Annotated in this window: 17 protein-coding genes and 1 pseudogene; 11 read left to right on the top strand and 7 right to left on the bottom strand. The window is 45.2% G+C overall.

The genetic code is table 11. The features are described 5' to 3' along the window. The first annotated feature begins 38 nt into the window (after positions 1 to 38). The 11 genes and pseudogenes from B3Z75_RS13520 (at position 39) to B3Z75_RS13470 (ending at position 11377) form a co-directional block, all read left to right on the top strand. Entirely contained in the window at positions 39 to 686 is a 648-nt protein-coding gene (locus tag B3Z75_RS13520) for a lipid-A-disaccharide synthase N-terminal domain-containing protein (protein WP_286854074.1), read from the top strand. After that, positions 676 to 2223: an ArnT family glycosyltransferase gene (locus B3Z75_RS13515; protein WP_286854076.1), complete on the top strand. Its 1548-nt coding sequence runs from the start codon at positions 676 to 678 to the stop codon at positions 2221 to 2223. The genes B3Z75_RS13520 and B3Z75_RS13515 overlap by 11 nt, the downstream gene beginning before the upstream one ends. A 10-nt stretch (positions 2224 to 2233) precedes the next feature. Then, positions 2234 to 3244, top strand: a complete 1011-nt coding sequence (locus B3Z75_RS13510) for an NAD-dependent epimerase/dehydratase family protein (RefSeq protein ID WP_286854078.1) — start codon at positions 2234 to 2236, stop codon at positions 3242 to 3244. Between the two features lie 189 nt (positions 3245 to 3433). Then, positions 3434 to 4057, top strand: coding sequence for a TetR/AcrR family transcriptional regulator (locus tag B3Z75_RS13505; RefSeq protein WP_286854079.1), 624 nt, complete (start codon positions 3434 to 3436; stop codon positions 4055 to 4057). A gap of 41 nt (positions 4058 to 4098) precedes the next feature. After that, the gene (locus tag B3Z75_RS13500) at positions 4099 to 5379 is read left to right on the top strand and encodes a TolC family protein (RefSeq protein WP_286854081.1); all 1281 of its coding nucleotides are present in this window, start codon (positions 4099 to 4101) and stop codon (positions 5377 to 5379) included. A gap of 87 nt (positions 5380 to 5466) precedes the next feature. Then, positions 5467 to 6366: an HlyD family secretion protein gene (locus tag B3Z75_RS13495; protein WP_286854083.1), complete on the top strand. Its 900-nt coding sequence runs from the start codon at positions 5467 to 5469 to the stop codon at positions 6364 to 6366. Between the two features lie 33 nt (positions 6367 to 6399). Further along, a complete protein-coding gene (locus B3Z75_RS13490) occupies positions 6400 to 7302 on the top strand; it encodes an ABC transporter ATP-binding protein (RefSeq protein ID WP_294072810.1) in 903 nt (300 codons plus the stop codon). A gap of 13 nt (positions 7303 to 7315) precedes the next feature. Then, positions 7316 to 8047: pseudogene (locus B3Z75_RS13485) on the top strand (ABC transporter ATP-binding protein); the annotation flags it as partial. A 56-nt stretch (positions 8048 to 8103) separates the two neighbouring features. Further along, complete coding sequence (locus B3Z75_RS13480; RefSeq protein ID WP_294072804.1) at positions 8104 to 9210, top strand: ABC transporter permease; 1107 nt, start codon at positions 8104 to 8106, stop codon at positions 9208 to 9210. 55 nt (positions 9211 to 9265) lie between these two features. Next, complete coding sequence (locus B3Z75_RS13475) at positions 9266 to 10402, top strand: ABC transporter permease (protein ID WP_294072801.1); 1137 nt, start codon at positions 9266 to 9268, stop codon at positions 10400 to 10402. A gap of 63 nt (positions 10403 to 10465) precedes the next feature. Continuing rightward, the gene (locus tag B3Z75_RS13470) at positions 10466 to 11377 is read left to right on the top strand and encodes a phospholipase A (RefSeq protein ID WP_294072798.1); all 912 of its coding nucleotides are present in this window, start codon (positions 10466 to 10468) and stop codon (positions 11375 to 11377) included. A gap of 92 nt (positions 11378 to 11469) precedes the next feature. Here the strand turns inward: B3Z75_RS13470 and B3Z75_RS13465 are convergent, their stop codons facing one another. The 7 genes from B3Z75_RS13465 to B3Z75_RS13435 form a co-directional block, all read right to left on the bottom strand. Continuing rightward, on the bottom strand, positions 11470 to 12429 hold the full coding sequence (locus B3Z75_RS13465; RefSeq protein WP_294072795.1) for a YeiH family protein: 960 nt from the start codon (positions 12427 to 12429) through the stop codon (positions 11470 to 11472). Between the two features lie 140 nt (positions 12430 to 12569). Next, positions 12570 to 13457, bottom strand: a complete 888-nt coding sequence (locus tag B3Z75_RS13460; protein WP_294072792.1) for a LysR substrate-binding domain-containing protein — start codon at positions 13455 to 13457, stop codon at positions 12570 to 12572. A 79-nt stretch (positions 13458 to 13536) separates the two neighbouring features. Further along, positions 13537 to 14991: a sodium:solute symporter gene (locus B3Z75_RS13455; protein ID WP_294072822.1), complete on the bottom strand. Its 1455-nt coding sequence runs from the start codon at positions 14989 to 14991 to the stop codon at positions 13537 to 13539. Positions 14992 to 15009: 18 nt separating this feature from the next. After that, the gene (locus tag B3Z75_RS13450) at positions 15010 to 15945 is read right to left on the bottom strand and encodes a dihydrodipicolinate synthase family protein (RefSeq protein WP_294072789.1); all 936 of its coding nucleotides are present in this window, start codon (positions 15943 to 15945) and stop codon (positions 15010 to 15012) included. A gap of 50 nt (positions 15946 to 15995) precedes the next feature. Then, positions 15996 to 16919 carry an amidohydrolase family protein gene (locus tag B3Z75_RS13445; RefSeq protein WP_294072785.1) on the bottom strand — a complete coding sequence of 308 codons (924 nt, stop codon included), beginning with the start codon at positions 16917 to 16919 and terminating at the stop codon, positions 15996 to 15998. 5 nt (positions 16920 to 16924) lie between these two features. After that, positions 16925 to 17938 carry a zinc-binding alcohol dehydrogenase family protein gene (locus B3Z75_RS13440; RefSeq protein ID WP_294072783.1) on the bottom strand — a complete coding sequence of 338 codons (1014 nt, stop codon included), beginning with the start codon at positions 17936 to 17938 and terminating at the stop codon, positions 16925 to 16927. 11 nt (positions 17939 to 17949) lie between these two features. Continuing rightward, a complete protein-coding gene (locus B3Z75_RS13435; protein ID WP_294072780.1) occupies positions 17950 to 18882 on the bottom strand; it encodes an aldo/keto reductase in 933 nt (310 codons plus the stop codon). Positions 18883 to 18904: the final 22 nt, after the last annotated feature.

The raw sequence follows: 18904 nt of genomic DNA, 5'->3' as shown, positions 1-18904 counted from the left end.
ATAAACTATGATGTGAATGCGCATAATCTGAATTCATAATGCAGGAAAATAACAGCTGGATTTTTGCCATCGGCTTCCTGGCACAAATCTTCTTCTCCGCACGAATTCTCTACCAGTGGGTTGCGTCCGAAAAGGCTGGAAAGGTACTATCCCCTCCCGCTTTCTGGATACTGAGTATTTTAGGCTCTTACCTGCTTTTTATATACGGTGTGTTGCGGAATGATTTTGCCATCATACTCGGTCAGTTTATCTCCTATTATATCTACCTGTGGAACCTGAATATGCAGGGCCGGTGGAAAAAGATAATAGGGATAGTTAAAATAGTACTGATTGCTACCCCATTGGTAGCAACCGGGGTTATGCTTCGTGACCCCTCCCTGTTTAACGACACTTTTTTTCATAACAAAGACGTACCGTTGTGGCTCTTGATTTTTGGATCTTCCGGACAGATAATATTTGCACTGCGATTTATTTATCAGTTTTTCTATTCCGCTGTCCATCACCAATCCATTCTACCCGTAGGATTCTGGATCATCAGCCTGACCGGCTCTTCCATCATCATCACTTATGCTATTTTTCGGCTTGATCCGGTATTGATTCTCGGCCAGTCGTTCGGATTTATCGCTTACATCCGAAATATTATGATCGGCTATAACAACAAGAAATTCAGCGTATATGAAAAATAAACACATCTATCTGATCTGGTTTATTGCGATGTTACCCATCATGGTTTTACGCGACTTCACACCCAACAACGAGCTGCGTTACCTGAGCATTGTCGACGAAGCGCTTCGTAACGGAAATATTTTCACCTTTACCAACCAGGGGGAAATTTATGCCGACAAGCCCCCACTCCATTTCTGGATGATGATGACCGGAAAGCTATTGCTGGGAGAACACAGAATGTGGTATTATTCGCTGTTGTCGTTTATTCCGGCACTCATTATCCTGATCACGATGACAAAGTGGATAAACAAGGAAAAAGGGGAAAACGAAAAGATTGCCGCGCAGATGCTGATCAGCACCGGATTATTTACCGGCGTTATGTTGGTGGTTCGCATGGATATGCTGATGAACATGTTCATTGTTTTATCCCTGTACACTTTTTATAAAATGTATCGGAGAGAAGACCGAAAACGAGACGGATGGCTATTTCCACTGTATGTCTTTCTGGCTCTCTTCTCAAAAGGGCCATTGGGTATTCTGATCCCTTTCGTATCTACCACGCTGTTTTTGCTTTATCAAAAGAGAGCCGCTGATTTTGCAAAGTTCTGGGGATGGAGGAGCATTCTGGTTATTCTGGCAGGTTGCCTTGTCTGGTTCTCGGGGGTCTATCATGAAGGAGGAAAAGAGTATATCAATAACTTGCTTGTACACCAAACAGTGGGCCGGGGCATTAATTCCTTTCACCACAAAGAGCCTTTTTATTACTACGCACTCACTGTTTGGTATTCTTTGGCACCCTGGTCACTCCTGGTAATCGGATTATTCATTGCCGGTATCGTTAAAAAAAGAATGAACAGTATACTCGAACAATTTTTTACCGTGATCATACTCTCATCTTATGTGATGCTCTCGGCAATCAGTTCCAAGTTGGCAATATACTCGCTGCCTGTTGTACCGTTTCTTATTTTCCTCGCTGCCCTGCTTCTCAGTAAATTCGACATGCAAAGCCGATGGATCAAAGTAACCATAGCCATACCGGCGGGGATATTGATTTTTGCGTTGCCTTCAATATTCTATCTCAGCCACACCGAAGAGATGCGGTATCTGGATTACGGTCTTATTTATGCCGGAGCAGTGGTTTTGACCATCACCGGTTTGCTTATCTTCGATTTTTTATACAGGAAAAGAGAAATATACCGGGCAATAACCACCTTGGCGATGGGCTTTTTACTGGCAGTTTTTATCGTCGGCTGGTCCATGCCACAGCTAAACAATCAACTGGGATGGAAAAATCTGTGCGAAAAGGCAAGAGAACTATCGGAAGAACACCAGATTAGTGACTATTGGGTTTATCACATCTCCCGTGCTGAAAATATGGATGTATATCTTGGAAAAGATATTGTAGAGGTAACGAAGGAAGACATCCTGAAGGAACCAATCGAAAAGAGGTTACTTATGCTACGGATTAAAGACCTGAAAAACGATCCGGAGCTAAGAGCCACCACATCAAATAAAGAGCATTATCTGGTTGGAAAACATGCAATTGTAATTTTTTAAAGTAAAAAAGATGAAAATACTGGTGACGGGGGCAGCCGGTTTTATTGGATACCACGTTGTTGAGGGATTTTTGAATCAGGGTGATTCGGTAATCGGCATCGACAATATCAATGGCTATTACGACACGGGACTAAAATATGCCCGGCTAAGGAATACGGGCATTGAAGAAAATGATATCAAACAGGGCGAATACGTTCAAAGTAATCGCTACGAAACCTATCGGTTCATCAGAATGGATATGAACGACAGAGAACGCCTGAATGCTCTCTTTGAAACGGAAAACTTTTCCCACGTTGTTCATCTTGCGGCTCAGGCCGGTGTAAGGTACTCACTACAAAACCCCTTTGCATACATCAATGCCAATATATCCGGATTCATGAATCTCCTGGAAGCATGTCGGCACTTTCCGGTAAAACATCTCCTGTATGCCAGCTCAAGTAGCGTGTATGGGGATAATGCACATTCTCCTTTTAAAGAGTCCGACACAACAGATAAACCGGTCAGTCTCTATGCTGCCACAAAAAAAGCAAACGAGCTGATGGCATACTCCTATGCCAAACTATACCGTATCCCGGCTACCGGCATTCGTTTTTTTACGGTTTACGGTCCATGGGGGCGTCCGGATATGGCTCCCTTTGTGTTCATGTCTGCCATTCTGAAAGGTGAACCCATTCAACTTTTTAACCAAGGCAACATGGAACGTGACTTCACTTATATCAACGATATTGTGAAGGGGCTGATGAAAGTGATACCGTCTCCTCCATTGCTGGAAACACCACACACTCTTTACAATATGGGTTGTTCTTCTCCCGTGAAACTGACAAGTTTTCTTAAAATCATTGAGAATGTAACGGGCAGGAAAGCAATCGTGAAAATGGCAGCAATGCAACCGGGCGATGTTACGTCCACCTATGCCGATGTCTCACGACTAAAAAGAGATTTCAATTATCGACCCTCCACATCAATACAGACAGGAATCAGCGACTACTATCAATGGTTCACTGAGTTTTATCGGCAATAGGTTGTAGGAATTCATTTGTTCATGATCTGTAACGCTGTTTACCGGATATCGGCAACAAGCTCAATTATCTAATTTTATAAATTAATTGGATTAAAAAGTTAAATTATTCAAACCACATTAAACATATGATTTAATCATTTGTTTAATTTAGGAACAGTCCTTACTTTTGTCGAATATAAAACATAAATAATGGAAACGATTACAACTGAACAGAAAATTATCCGGGCAGCCGACAAGCTTTTTACCCAGAAAGGATATGCTGCCACGAAGACAAGGGAAATTGCCGAGGAGGCAGGTACCAATCTGGCATTGCTCAACTACTATTTTGGCAGCAAAGAGAATCTTTTTAAAAAGGTGGTTCAGGAGAAATTCAGCATACTGCTGGGTGCTTTGGGACCGGTGTTGTCTGATGAACAAATTTCCCTGAAAGACAAAATCAGTTTGATCACGGAAAACTATACCAACCTGCTGCTCGAAAACGAGGAACTCCCCATTTTTATCCTCAACGAACTTACGGTAAACAAGGAGCTTTTTGCTAAGATTATCCAAAATACACGGCTGATTGCACAACCGGTTCTCGAAAAGCAGTTGAAAGAGACTGGAGCTGAAATATCCGCCACAGATTTAATAATCAACACACTCAGTATGAGTATGTTCCCATTTATAGCCAAACCTCTGATCACCTCCTCCGGGCTGGTGAAGGAAGATGAATTTGTCGGGTTCGTGACCGGTAGGAAAGAGAAGATACAACAATGGATTACGATCATCATCGAACAAAGCGAAAACTGTAAAAAAACGGAAGCATGTTCATAGTTTTCCGCAACACGTCAAATATTCTATAAAATGAAAAAAGTATGAGACTAAAAAAAATCCTGTTCGTAGCAGTAACCATCTGCCTTAACAGCATGATTACACATGCACAGCTCATCACACTCGGTGAGGTTCAGAAGATGGCAGAAACAAATTATCCTGCCATAGCAAGATACGATATCATTGAGAAAACAAAGGAGTTTAGCATATCCAATGCCAACAAAGCATACCTTCCGCAAGGCACACTGAGTACATTGGCATCCTGGCAGTCTGATGTGACACAAATTGAAATGGATACCCCCGAAGGAATGCCTCCCCTGGAGATTCCGGTACCGGATCAGGATCAGTACCGGGTGGTGGCCGAACTGAACCAACTTATCTGGGACGGCGGTAACATTTCCGCACAGAAAAAAAACCTGAATGCCAACGCAGAACTTGAAACAAGGCAGCTGGATACAGAGGTGTACGCCCTGAGGGAGCGTGTAAATCATCTTTATTTCGGTATCCTGCTGATAAAGGGAAACCTGCAACAACATGATATTCTGGAAAAAGAGCTACAGCGTAACCATGACAATGTACAGACTTACGTATCAAATGGTATGGCGAACGAAGTAGACCTAAGCACGGTAAAGGTGGAACAGCTGAAAGCAAAACAACAACGTATCCAGCTGGAGTCTACATTAGAAGCTTATATCCGGATGATATCGGTGGTGGCGGGGCAAACACTCCACAAAGATATGGTTTTCGTGAAACCAAACCCGGAAACCGACATGATATCTCCCATCATCAACCGTCCCGAATTAAAAATGTTCACTGCACAGGAAGAGGCCATTGAGTCACAGAAATCGCTGCTGAAAGCCAAAAATATGCCGAAATTGTCTGCATTTGCCCAGGGAGGGTACGGGAAACCCGGACTCAACATGTTTGACACCGAATTTTCACCGTACTTTTCGGGAGGAGTGCGTCTTTCCTGGAACTTCGGAAATTTGTATACGCTAAATGACGAAAAAAAGAAGATCGATCTGCAAAAACAAGTGGTGAACATCCAGAGGGAGACTTTTCTATATAACCTGTATATACAGATCCCTCAGCAGCTAACAGAGATTGAAAAATATAAAAAGACCATGCAGGATGATGACGAGATCATCCGCCATCACACACTAATTCGTGAAGCGGCCGAGGTGAGGGTGGAAAATGGCACCATGACCGTTTCTGATCTGATGAAGGAGATCAACTCAGAGGAAGCGGCCAAACAGGCGAAGACATTGCATGAAATTCAGTATCTCATGTCAATATATTCTTTGAAACATACAACGAATCAATAAAAAAATCAGCTTTCAGCTGTTAAAAAACAGCAGGGTAGAAACGTTCGACAACAGAAATAAGTATTAAGCAAAAAATAATAACGAACTATGAATCCAATAAAATTACTAACAGCATTATCCATTCCATTCCTGATGTTTTCATGCAGTAACGGTAACAGGGAATATGACGCCACCGGATCATTCGAGGCAACCGAAATCATTGTTTCATCTCAAGCCAATGGACGTATCCTTCTGTTGAACGTTGCGGAAGGTGAGCAACTACAAGCCGGACAGAAGGTGGGACAAATAGACAGTACCCAGCTCTATCTCCAAAAAATGAGTCTTCTCTCCAGTGCAGAAGGTGTCAAGGCCCAAAAACCCGATATAAATAAGCAGACGGCGGCCATCCATGAACAGATTAGAACCCAGGAACGGGAAAAGGCACGTGTAAAAAGCCTGTTGGCATCTAATGCAGCCAATCAGAAACAACTCGACGATATAGAGTCACAGATAGAAGTCCTGCAGAAGCAACTTTTGGCGCTGACCTCCACGCTGGAAAAAAGCACTAAAAATATCTCTGCACAAAGTACGACCCTCGAAATACAGGTTGCTCAACTGAATGATCAGCTCGAAAAGACTCAAATCATTTCTCCCATATCGGGCACAGTGCTGAACAGGTATGCGGAGGCAGGCGAACTGGCAACCATGGGCACTCCCCTCTTTAAAATTGCCGACACGGACACTCTCTATCTGAGAGCCTACGTGACAAACGACCAGTTGGCGCAAATCAAACTGAATGATGAGGTATCAGTGCGGGTGGACGACGGAAGGGGCAGCATGAAACCATACAAAGGCCAAATAAGCTGGATATCCGATAAATCGGAGTTTACGCCCAAAACCATACAGACCAAAAATGAACGGGCCAACCTGGTCTATGCCCTGAAAATAGCTGTTTCAAATGATGGTTACCTGAAGATTGGCATGTACGGGGAAGTAAAGTTCAAATAAGGTTCCTGCTGGATCACAGAATAAAAACAAAAAATGATAGAAGTAGAAAACCTGAATAAAAGCTATAGGAAGGGGAAGATAAAGGCCCTGAATGGCATTTCCTTCAAGGTGAACGACGGGGAGGTATTTGGTGTAATCGGCCCGGACGGCGCCGGAAAATCGTCGCTCTTCCGGATTCTGGCCTCACTGATCTTGCCAGACAGCGGCACGGCAACAATGAACAGACACGACGTAGTGAAAGACTACCGGAAGGTACGACAAATAATCGGTTACATGCCGGGGCGGTTCTCGCTCTATCAGGATCTGAGCGTGGAGGAAAACCTGACGTTTTTTGCTACCCTCTTCAACACCACCATCGAGGAGAACTACCACCTGATCAAAGACATTTATCAGCAGATAGAGCCTTTTAAAGACCGACGGGCCGGTGCACTCTCGGGCGGAATGAAACAGAAGCTGGCATTAAGCTGCGCGCTGATCCATAAGCCGGAAATTCTTATCCTGGATGAACCCACCACCGGCGTAGACCCTGTATCGAGAAAGGAGTTCTGGGATATGCTGGGACGGTTAAAGGAACAGGGGATTACCATTTTGGTATCCACGGCCTATATGGACGAAGCAAGTCGTTGCGACCGGATTGCATTGATACGGGAGGGGGAGTTTATCGCAAGCAGCACACCGCAGGGCATTATTGATAACTATGCCGATATACTGTGGTCGGTGGAAGGATCCCGCATGTCTGCCCTTTTGGAGGCATTGCGTGGTCACTCCGAAGTAAAAACAAGTTTCGCTTTCGGAGACAAGATTCACATCACCGTGACCGAAAGGCTGCAGGCCGGAGAATTAAAGCAATACCTGTCAGAAAAAGAGTTCAGCGACGTGCGTATTGCTCCGATCAAGCCGACAGTAGAAGATTGTTTCATGGCATTGACAAACTAAAAATATGAGTGTAAAAGTAATTGAAGTATCGGGCCTGACGAAAAAGTTCGGCAACTTTACCGCCGTCGATCACATCACCTTTGACGTGGAAGAGGGTGAGATTTTCGGGTTCCTCGGTGCCAACGGTGCAGGAAAAACCACGGCCATGCAGATGCTTTGTGGCATCAGCATGCCCACGGCAGGAGCAGGAACAGTTGCGGGCTATGATATCATCAAAGAAAATGAACTGATCAAACGCAACATTGGTTACATGAGCCAGAAATTCTCGTTGTATGAAGACCTCAGAGTATGGGAAAACATCCGTCTGTTCGGGGGGATCTATGGCCTTTCGGACAAGGTGATCGCCACGAAGACCAATGCGTTGCTTGAAAAATTGAACTTCCAGAAAGAGCGCAACACGCTGGTGAAATATCTGCCGCTGGGCTGGAAGCAGAAACTGGCTTTCTCGGTAGCCATCTTTCACGAGCCGAAAATTGTCTTTCTGGATGAACCGACCGGTGGTGTTGACCCGGCCATGAGGAGACAGTTCTGGGAGATGATCTATGAGGCTGCCGACCAGGGAATAACCGTCTTCGTCACCACACATTACATGGATGAGGCGGAATATTGCAACCGGGTATCCATCATGGTGGACGGACACATCGATGCGCTGGATACACCCGCGGCATTGCGACGCCAGTTCAGCGCCGACTCTATGGATGAAGTTTTCCGGCAGCTGGCACGCAAGGCAAAACGGGGCGATTAACAGACAGTGCACTGGTTAAGCACAAAGCCACATCCTGATTATAAAAACATCAAAAAATGAAACAATTTATCGCATTTGTAAAAAAGGAGTTCCACCACATCATGCGCGACAACCGGACATTGTTGATCATCCTGGGAATGCCCGTGGTGGAAATCCTGCTGTTCGGCTTTGCCATCAACATGGAGGTACAGGACATTCGCGTGGCTTTCTACGACCCTACCCCCGATGATTTCACTACCGGTATTGCAGAACGTATAAGGCAGAACTCTTACTTTAATTATCAGGGAAAAATGCAGTCGATGGAGGAAATGGAGGAATCGATGCGAAAAGGGAAACTCGATCTGGCAGTGGTATTTCCGCAAAAATTTCAGGAGAGCATGGTGCACTCCGGCAAGGCAGCCGTACAACTGCTGTCTAACAGCTCCGATCCTAACAGGGGGTCCATCTCGGTTACCTATGCGAGTGCCATCATAGCAGGATTTCAACAGGAACAGGCCGATTTAATTCAGATTCCTTTTCGGATAGAGACCGAAAACCGGATGATCTACAACCCGCTGATGAAATCATCCTACATGTTTGTACCGGGGATTATGGGACTGGTACTGATGATCATCTGTACCATCATGACATCGGTCTCCATCGTCCGGGAGAAGGAGCGTGGTACCATGGAGGTACTTCTTGCATCGCCTCTGAAACAGGGAACCATGATTTTTGCGAAAACCATTCCCTACATGGTCATATCGTTCATCGATTTCATCATTATTCTGCTGTTAAGCTACTTCGTACTCGGTGTGCCTGTGAATGGAAGCCTTCTTTTGCTTTTTCTGGTTGCCATCCTCTACATAACCCTGACTTTGTCGTATGGACTGACTGTCTCCACGCTGGTGGATAAACAGGTAAACGCAGTTATCTTCTCGGCCACTACAGCCATGATCCCGGTACTTATGCTGTCAGGGATGATCTTCCCTATAGACAATATGCCCATGGTACTGCAGACATTGTCGGCCATCGTGCCTGCACGCTGGTTTATTGAAGCAGTGCGAAAAGTAATGATCCAGGGACTGGGAATCACAATGATCTGGAAAGAAATGCTCATCCTGATTGGAATGATCCTCTTCCTGCTGGGTGTTACCATTGCTAAAACCAAAAAGCGACTTGAATAAAGGTTGAACGTTTCAACGCTGAACGCCGAAGGCTGACAGTCGAAAACCAAAAAAGATGAAAACATTAAAATTCCTCATAGAGAAAGAGTTTAAACAGATGTTCAGGAATCCGTTGATTCCGAAGATGATCGTGATGTATCCCATCATGGTGCTGCTACTGTTCCCGTGGGCTGTCAGTTTTGAAATAAAAAATATCAGAATTGATGTCGTCGATCACAGCAAAAGTACATATTCCAGAAGGCTGACCGACAAAATTGAAGCTTCCCGATACTTTATCCTGAACGACACCCCACCCGATTACCGGACTGCGATGTTGAATATGGAGCATGGCGAGACGGATATGATCCTTGAGATCCCCTCCTCATTCGATGTGGACCTGGTAAAGAACAAGGCCTCCGGCGTGGGGATGGCGGTAAACTCGGTAAACGGCACCCAGGGATTGTTGGGAAGCAACTACATCATGCAGATTGTGAACGACCTGTCGTCGGAGCTGCGCGCTGAACTGATGCATACGTTGCCGCCACAATCGAGAGCTTCCATGATACGTATGCCACAGATTGATATTGTTCCCCAATATAAGTTTAATCCATCACTCGACTACAAAAACTTTATGATCCCCGGCTTTATGGTGCTGTTGCTCACTCTGATATGTGGCATACTGCCAGCATTGAATATCGTGATGGAAAAAGAAAACGGCACCATTCAACAGATCAACGTCACCCCGGTTAACAGAATTCACTTTATCCTGGCCAAGCTGATCCCTTTCTGGGTTGTAGGACTGGTTGTAATGATTATCTCGGTTTCTGCTGCATACCTGTTGTACGGCCTGTGGCCTGTTGGAAGTGTGATGGCAGTACTTTTCTCAGCCATCGTCTTTATTCTCTCCATATCGGGCCTGGGACTCATCATATCAAACTACTCGGAGACGATGCAACAGGCCAGCTTTCTGGTGATGTTCTTTATCCTGATACTGATTTTGCTGGGAGGAATGTTTACCCCTGTCTCCAGCATGCCGGCATGGGCACAGTTGATCGCAGTCATCAACCCGTTCAATTATCTGACAGACACATTCAGGATGCTGTATCTGAATGGTAGCAAACTGGCCGATGTTACCGGAAATCTGCTGGCATTGGGAGTGATTGCTATCGTATTAAATGGATGGGCAGTCTTTAGTTATAAGAAAAGAGGATAATGCTGATAGGATGATTGCAGATATTGGCCTCAGGGAGGAGAAAATAGTATAATTTACCCGACAATGAAACATATATTTTTATTGTTTATTACCCTGATGTTGACTCTCTTAACGTCTGAAATGAAAGCCCAGCCTTCAGTAAAGGCTGCCGATTCAACTAACTGGACACTTAAGAGTCTTATTGAAGGTGCAAAATCAAAAATAGCACACAACAGACAGGAGTTATCCATGACGGAAGATGAGATCATCGGCTATATGGATGAATTACCACCCTTTTCTATCTATAAGGACAACTATTTTATCACCGGCATCCCTTTAAACAGAAGCATCAACGGGGAGACAGCTGATGCAAAATTTCAAGTTAGCATAAGGCACAGGCTTACCTCAAGTCGGTTGCCTTTCGACTCTTTTCTCTACCTTACTTATACACAAAAATCATTTTGGGATATTTACCGGGAGTCGGCTCCGTTCAGGGACAACAACTATAATCCGGGAATCGGACTGGGAAGATACATCATTGTCGACAACCGTCTGACAGGTGCCGCCTTTCTACACCTGGAGCATGAATCCAATGGACGCGACAGCCTTGAATCGAGAAGCACCAACTGGATTGGATTTTCGGGAAAGTATTTTTTCACATCCAACCTCGCAGCAAGCTTTAAAATAACAATTCCATTCATGACGGGCGAAGAGAACAGCGATTTATATGACTACAGAGGAACAGGGTACTTCACAACAGACTACAAAACTTCGGATAATAAATGGTGGCTCTCGAGCACCTTCAGCCTCAAAAAAAGTGTAAAAGCTGTTAACCTGAAACTTACGGCAGGCTATAAGATCTCTGACAAATTCAACCAGTATATTTTCGGAGAACTGTATAGCGGTACCGGCGACAGCCTGCTTGATTACAAGCGAAAGGATGTACAATTAAGAGTAGGAATATGTATCAAGTCCGATTTTTATAGTGTATTTTAAACATGACTAGCGCTTTTCTCCGGAAACAGGAACTGAAAGCGAAACTCTCTCTTTAACGAGAAATCTCACTCCTTGTAAAAAGGATTGAATTCCTAACGGGTCAGAAAATAGAGCGAGCCGACAGCGGTCACTACCCACAAGGTGATGCCAAGGGCGAAGCTTCGGGGTCCTGACTTTTTGATTTCATCCAGGGTGATATTCGATCCGATCAGAAACAGGGCGATCACCATGCCCCTTTTGCCCAGCCAATTGAAGTGATCGTAACTTGCATGAAGCTCCGGAAAATAATTGGCAAAAAGAATGGCACATGCAAACAAGAGAATGAACCAGGGAAATTTGACCGACTTCCTACCCTCATTCTTTTGCAGAAAAGCAATTACCAGTGACAAGGGGATGATCCACAACGCACGAATCAGCTTGACCGTGGTGGCAACCTGAAGGGCTTTTTCCCCATATTCAGCTCCGGCACCCACCACCGAGCTGGTATCGTGAATCGCGACGGCAGCCCAGTTGCCAAACAGCTCCTGACTCAGTCCCAACTCCCTGCCAACAAAGGGGAAGAGGAAGAGGGCTACGGCATTCAGAACGAACACAACGATCAACGCAAACGAGTTCTGGTAACTTTTACTGTTCAGGATCGGGGCAATCGCAGCAATGGCGCTCCCTCCACAAATTGCTGTCCCGGCTGCGATAAGCGTTGCAATATTTTTTTCCACTTTAAAGAATTTTCCCAGCAGGATACCGAAAATCATCACGGAGACAACAGAAATTGCCGTGACCACAAAACCTGTTTTTGAGGCAGTGATCACATCGCTCAGACTCATCCCAAACCCCATCAACACGATGGAGAGTTGAAGAACCGGAGAGGTATAGCGATGAAGGCTCGCATGTTTAATTTTGAACAACGAAAAGATCAATCCTGCCAAAAGGGCAATTGCCGGCGACATAAACGGCAGAAAACAGAGACAAACAAGAATGGCATAGAGCCAATTATGAAATGCTTCTCTTTTACCTGACAACTCGATCCTGCTCTCTGCTTTTATTCCTTCCATATTTTTTTGCACAAAAATAACATTATGATATAGTATATGCAAATACCAAATTGTCATATACCATAACACCAGGTTATAAGAGAAGGATCATCCGGGAGATATACTGAAGTTTATCTAAATGAGTCGAATCGGTTATGCAATTAAAATTTGTAATTCAGCAGGAATTGTGTAAAACGTTCTGCCTGGAGGCTTGTGTGTCCTATTTTTAGTGCAATACGAAATTTTCGGGGAAGAGTAATGCCGGTTACCTGTACCATTACAAGTGTCTTGAGGTAGAGTTCGTTCTGAACAGCCTTCTCGGAGACAATGGCCAACCCGTTGAAGTCGAGTAGAAAGTTCTTGATCGACTCAGTACTTCCCAGGTGAATCGGCGTGTTGAGATCCTCAAAACGAATCTGATGCTGGATAAAAAGCTGTCTGATCACTTCAAGGGTGCCGGAGCCCTCTTCCCGCAACACCAGGGGTATTTGAAGCAAATCTTCTTTGCTAATCGTCCCTCGCCGAGCATATAGGCTATTTTTACCTGCCACCACAATCAGTTCGTCGTGCAAAAAGTCACGATAGCGTATACCTGCCTGCGTGGAGAGGTTTTCGACCAGGGCAACGTCGATCCGGTTGTCGAGCAGCTGCTGCTCCATCTCAAACGAGTTGCCGCTCATCAGGTGCAACTGAATGTGGGGGTAACGCTTGTGAAATGAGGCCATCACCCGGGGAATCACATATTGAGAGATGGTGGAGCTGGCACCGACCATGATCTCACCCGACTGCACGTTGTGCAGTTCCCCGATTTCAAAATCGAGGTTACGATAGAGCTGTGCAATCTCCTTGAATGCATGGTACACTCTCTCCCCGGCTCCGGTTAGGTAGATCCGGTTGCCTTTCCGTTCAAAAAGGCTGATGTCGTAACGTTGTTCCAGCTCCCGGATGTGCCGGGAGACAGCCGGCTGACTGATGTGCAGCACCTCTGCTGCCTTCGAAAAGCTCAGATTCTCTGCCACCAAAAGAAACACGGTATCCCTGTAATCCATACGTTTGTTTTACGATGTTTTTTCAACAACCATCTCTGCTCACGGACATCGTTAGGGGTCGGACGTATAATGTTCCGATCTATTTTGATGCTGTGTGACCGGGAGCAAATTTACTGATTAAAAAACTACTTAAAAAACCCACACCAAATATCAACACTGTTCCGAATACAATTATCAGGTAACTATGAAACTTCGTCTGTCCGCTGAGTGTCATCCAGAATATGACCGCGATACCACATACCACACCTGCAAGTGCATGGATTCCTTTTGGTTTCCTGGATATATAGCCCAGCAAAAACAAGCCCAGCATGCCCCCACTGAAAACTGAAGCCAGGCTCCACCATGCATCGAGCGTACTTTTTACCGACATCATGGCCAGGCCTGTGACAACACCCAGGATTCCGAATAAAAACGACATGCTGTACAGTACCGTCATTTTCTTTTTTTCGGTCAACTCACTTTTTCCGCGCTCAAAAAAGTCGGTCAACACAATTGTTGCAGAGCTATTGACGCTGGTAGATACCGTGCTCATCCCAGCCGAGAAAATGGAAGCAATCAACAAACCGGTTACCCCGACCGGTAGATGATTCACGATAAAATAGGGAAATACGTGATCGCCCGTGATATGATCAGGCAATAAATTCGGTTGAACCTTGAAATAAACAAACAACGCTGTACCGATGATGAAAAACAAAAAGCTCACGGGCAGGTAGATCATTCCACCGAACAGCGCAGAAAACCGGGCGCTTTTCTCACTTTTCGTACTTTTATAGCGTTGTACATAATTCTGATCAATTCCATAGTTCTGCAAATTAATGAAAATCCCATAAATAAAGGTCACCCAAAAAGTGGGAATATCCAGCCTGTTGCCAAATGAACCGAGGGAAAATTTGTGATGGACTCTTCCCACCTCAAAGAACTGCGTCCATCCCTCTGGCAACGAAACAATCAATATCACCGCGCTCGCCAGGGCTCCAACAATCAAAATGATTCCCTGAATGGCATCCGTCCAGATAACAGCCTTTATTCCACCCAACACAGAATAAACCACAACGGCCAGGCCGGTGACAATAATGATACCGGCAACACTCCAGCCCAGCATAAAGTGCAACGCCAGGGCCAGTAGAAACAAAACGGATCCGATGCGGGCAACCTGAGTTAAGAGATAACATATGGCAGCATAAGCCCTTGCCCAGTATCCAAACCGTTCTTCCAGAAAACTATAGGCAGAAATGCTGTGAATGTTCCGGTAAAATGGGACAAAGTATTTTGCAGCAATAAGAGATGCAACGGGAATAGACAAACTAAAGACAAACGAATTCCAATTGCCGAGATAAGCACTCCCGGGCAGTGCCAAAAAACTGATGCTGCTCAAATAGGTGGCAAAAATGGACATGCCTGCCACAAATCCCGGTATGGTACCTCCACCCCGGGTATAATCGGAAACATCTCTGTTCTTCTTTACGAAAGAAACACCAAAAAGAACAGTTCCAAATGTAAAGAGGAAGAAAATGGCAATATCGAAGAAATGTATGTTCATGGATACCGTTTTTTAGGTGTTCATTGCCTGTTTCATTCCGGCATCTATCCGCTCAAGTCTTTCAACCAGAATATCACGTTCTCTCTTCTCAAATTTTTGAAATGGCTCTGACATGGTATCACTGCAAATCCCCTTCAGCTCCAATGCTGTTTTTAATCCTTTCAGATAGCTGGAACCGTATCTCCCCACGGAATACAGAGAATTGCTGATTTCCATTACAACGGCTTGAAGTCGTCCGATTGTTTCAAAATCTTTATTTATTGCTGCTTTATAAAGATTAACATAAAGTTCCGGGTAAAGATTAGCCCCGCCATTGACACCACCATGACCACCCATAAGAACGGTCTCGGCCATCATCTCTTCCGGCCCCACGAACAACGAAAAAGGCCTCTTTTTAAACGAGTAAAGCAGCTTTTGAAAATAAACTCCGTTGGCTGAACTATCTTTCAATCCGATAATCCGGGGGTTTTCGGCCAACGCAAGTACGGTTTGGTATTCAATATATATTTTCACATTTGCAGGCATATTATACAAATACAAGGGCAAGGCAATATTGGCTGCCAATGTTTCGTAATACCGCAGCAACTCTGCCTGTCCGGGAATATAATAGTAGGGCGGTGCTGCTACCAGAGCACTCACTCCGCAACGTGCTGCATAATCAGCCAGCCCGGCACTCTCTTCAATAGATGTATCGGTTATCCCCACTAAAACGGGTATCCTGGAATCAACTTTTTCACAGGTCGCCTTTATCAGTTCTTTTCTTAATTTATAACTCAGATTCTGGGCTTCCCCTGTGGTTCCCAGCAAAAAGATACCCGAAACACCCCCCTTGATCACGTGATCTATCAGGTTGTTTAATCCGTTAATATCCAATATGTTGTTTTCCGAAAGAGGTGTCACCAACGGCACGATGATCCCTGTCAGGGAGGTTGAAAGATTGTGTTGCATATAAATGGTATGTTAATGATAACCAAAGCTTAAAAGCAGAGGTTGAAATATTATTCAGACATATTTTTGATATAGGGTAGATTGATCAGGTTGTTGAATCTGTAAAATGATTCGGCATTGGTACGTAAAAACATCCTTTTTTCTTCTTCCGAAAGCAGATCTGATTTTAGCACAAAATCATACGACATTTTGTAGGTGATCGCCGTGATGGTCCTCGGGTAATCGGAACCCCACATCAGCTTGTCGAACCCCACCAGCGAGGCTGCCTCCCTTATTGCCATTACCGCCCCCCTGAAAGGATAAAACTCATCGTGGAACAACCAGGTGATGCCTCCCGATTCGATCATTACATTCTTGTTCCGGGCCAGTTTAATCTGTTCCTTCCATCCGGGACGGGTAACCATGCCAAAATGACCGATGGCGATCTTTAAATCAGGAAATTCAGCAATTATCTCCTTCATCTCTGAAACCTGTGTCTCTCCGTCAGCCAGATCTATCGATAAAATTACCTGCTGCTTCTCCATCAGCGCCAACAGCTGCATCAGTTCATCCGTTGTCAGATGTACCCTGCCTTCGGGCAACAAAAACCGGTTGGCAGGCAGCTTGATCGCTCTGAAACCCTCCCCGATCAATTGTATGGCATGCTGCAAATATCCTTCTCTGCGGACATCTACCAACCCACAACAGAGAAATCTGTCGGGATACTTTTGCTGTACCTCCCGGAGATAATCGTTCTGCAGGCCGTCTATATACTCCTGGGTGATCACTGCTGCAGAGACCTGTGCATAATCCATGTTGGATAAAAAGATCTCGGCCGTATTTCTTCCATCCACAATAAAAGGCGGTAACATTTGACGGATTTCTCCCATAAACAGCGATTTTCCATTGTCAAGGGATCTGATCTTCTGTCCCTCGACCACCGCATCCTGCCGGAGCCACAAATGAGCATGGGCATCAATGATTGTATAGTCCATATGGGTTAAAACTCAATGAATATTCTGAACACTTTTCCGGCATTTTGCGACCAGTAGACCAATGCCTCTTCTGCCTTTTCAGGAGGATAGATGCCGCTGATGAGTGTTTCGGGGATGTTGTTGCGTTTCACATATTCCATCACCGCCCGGAAATCCTCCGGCAAGGCATTGCGTGATCCTCTGATATCCAGCTCCTTTGAAACAAAGTACTTCGTCTCAAAGGAAACCTCCGACTTGGCATAGCCAATACAAACTACCCTGCCGGTAAAGGCAACTTCGTCGATCGCCATGCGGTATGTTGCCGGAGCCCCCACAGCCTCAATAACCACATCTGGTCCCATATTTTGTGTGATTTCCATCAGGATCGAATGCAGATCCTCCGCCGCTGAGTTGATCGTATGCAGGGCTCCCAGACTTTTGGCCAGAAGCAGTTTTTCATCGTCAATATCAACCGCGATCACACGTGCACCGCGGAGTGCAGCCCGGATAATTGCTCCTAGCCCGATCATTCCGCAACCGATCACCATCACGATATCCAAATCGGTGACACTTGCTCTCGAGACTGCATGAAAACCCACACTCATTGGTTCTACCAATGTAAGGTGGAGACTCGAAATGGCATCGTCGGCAATCACCTTCTGCCAGGGGACTGCGATGTACTCGCTCATCGCTCCGTCGCGCTGTACACCGAAGGTCTGGTTGAACTGACAAGCATTGGTACGTCCGTTCCGGCAGGAGGGACAAATTCCGCAACTGGTGTAAGGATTTACCGTACAACGCATCCCTTCTCTAATGGTATCGGGGACGCTGTCGGTGGTCTCTTCCACAATGGCACTGATCTCGTGACCGGGAATGACCGGCAACTTCACCATCGGATTTTTACCGAGAAAAGTATTCAGGTCGGACCCGCAAAAACCGACATATTTTATTTTCAACAAAACCTCTCCTTTTTGCGGTACAGGTTTCATTTTTTCAACCAGGTGGACCTGGTTGATGCCTGAAATATTTACTGCTTTCATCTTTCTATTTGTCAACTATTTAACCACGTATCCCGCAGGCGGGGTTCCAGTATTTTCCTCACATCCTCCAGCAGCTCTCTGTCTAGAGGCTCATTTGCCCATGCAATATTCTTCAGTACCGATGATGAACGCGTGGTACTGAACAGGGTGGTAGCAATCCGCGGATTAGAGACAGCATACTGAACAGCCAGCTTTTCGATACTTTCCCCTTTGCTTTTACAAAAATCCGCCGCTTTTTTACAAATGATCTTCAATTGTTCGGGGGCGGGATGCCAGTCGGGTGCCCCTCTTTCGGTCAGTAAACCCATTGAGAAGGGAGATGCGTTGATTACTCCTACATGATGTTGTTCAAAAAAATCAAGATAGTCTGTCAACGAATCATCATTCAGCGTGTAATGACAGAAGGACAATACACTTTCCACGGTACCCGCAGGTACATGTTCAATCACGTAAACAAAATGACGCAACGTCAGGTTGGTGATACCCACATGCTTCACGATTCCTTTATCTCTTAGTTCCACCAATGCCGGTAATGTTTCACGACACACAAGATCCAAATCGGCAAACTCAATATCGTGTACATTGATCAGGTCGATGTAGTCCACGTGCAGCCTTTCCATACTTTCGTATACGCTTTCAATGGAACGCTTTGCGGAGTAATCCCACATATTTTTGTTCTCTTTTCCATAGCGCCCGACTTTTGTCGAGAGGTAATAGCGGCTCCTGTCGATTTTCTTCAACGCTTTTCCAAGGACGGTTTCAGCCTTAAGATGGCCGTAATAGGGCGAGACATCGATAAAGTTGATGCCGTTATCCACAGCCGTATGTACTGCCTCAATCCCCTCTTCTTCCCTGAGAGAGTGAAAGACTCCTCCCAGTGAAGATGCTCCGAAGCTCAGTGCGGAGACTTTCATTCCGGTTTTTCCAATTTCTCTTTGCTCCATCGGTTTATTGCATTATTCGGTT

Origin of the sequence: Proteiniphilum sp. UBA1028, from assembly GCF_002316955.1 — a bacterium.
Lineage (GTDB): Bacteria > Bacteroidota > Bacteroidia > Bacteroidales > Dysgonomonadaceae > Proteiniphilum.
This window is presented reverse-complemented; position numbering and strand designations above follow the sequence as displayed.

Bases quoted from the DNA above. Each gene is read 5' to 3' on its own strand.
- B3Z75_RS13465 (WP_294072795.1), bottom strand. From the start codon at position 12,429: ATGGAAGGAATAAAAGCAGAGAGCAGGATCGAGTTGTCAGGTAAAAGA.
- B3Z75_RS13510 (WP_286854078.1), top strand. From the start codon at position 2,234: ATGAAAATACTGGTGACGGGGGCAGCCGGTTTTATTGGATACCACGTT.
- B3Z75_RS13520 (WP_286854074.1), top strand. From the start codon at position 39: ATGCAGGAAAATAACAGCTGGATTTTTGCCATCGGCTTCCTGGCACAA.
- B3Z75_RS13440 (WP_294072783.1), bottom strand. From the start codon at position 17,938: ATGAAAGCAGTAAATATTTCAGGCATCAACCAGGTCCACCTGGTTGAA.
- B3Z75_RS13480 (WP_294072804.1), top strand. From the start codon at position 8,104: ATGAAACAATTTATCGCATTTGTAAAAAAGGAGTTCCACCACATCATG.
- B3Z75_RS13435 (WP_294072780.1), bottom strand. From the start codon at position 18,882: ATGGAGCAAAGAGAAATTGGAAAAACCGGAATGAAAGTCTCCGCACTG.
- B3Z75_RS13475 (WP_294072801.1), top strand. From the start codon at position 9,266: ATGAAAACATTAAAATTCCTCATAGAGAAAGAGTTTAAACAGATGTTC.
- B3Z75_RS13515 (WP_286854076.1), top strand. From the start codon at position 676: ATGAAAAATAAACACATCTATCTGATCTGGTTTATTGCGATGTTACCC.
- B3Z75_RS13500 (WP_286854081.1), top strand. From the start codon at position 4,099: ATGAGACTAAAAAAAATCCTGTTCGTAGCAGTAACCATCTGCCTTAAC.
- B3Z75_RS13490 (WP_294072810.1), top strand. From the start codon at position 6,400: ATGATAGAAGTAGAAAACCTGAATAAAAGCTATAGGAAGGGGAAGATA.
- B3Z75_RS13450 (WP_294072789.1), bottom strand. From the start codon at position 15,945: ATGCAACACAATCTTTCAACCTCCCTGACAGGGATCATCGTGCCGTTG.
- B3Z75_RS13495 (WP_286854083.1), top strand. From the start codon at position 5,467: ATGAATCCAATAAAATTACTAACAGCATTATCCATTCCATTCCTGATG.
- B3Z75_RS13470 (WP_294072798.1), top strand. From the start codon at position 10,466: ATGAAACATATATTTTTATTGTTTATTACCCTGATGTTGACTCTCTTA.
- B3Z75_RS13460 (WP_294072792.1), bottom strand. From the start codon at position 13,457: ATGGATTACAGGGATACCGTGTTTCTTTTGGTGGCAGAGAATCTGAGC.
- B3Z75_RS13445 (WP_294072785.1), bottom strand. From the start codon at position 16,919: ATGGACTATACAATCATTGATGCCCATGCTCATTTGTGGCTCCGGCAG.
- B3Z75_RS13505 (WP_286854079.1), top strand. From the start codon at position 3,434: ATGGAAACGATTACAACTGAACAGAAAATTATCCGGGCAGCCGACAAG.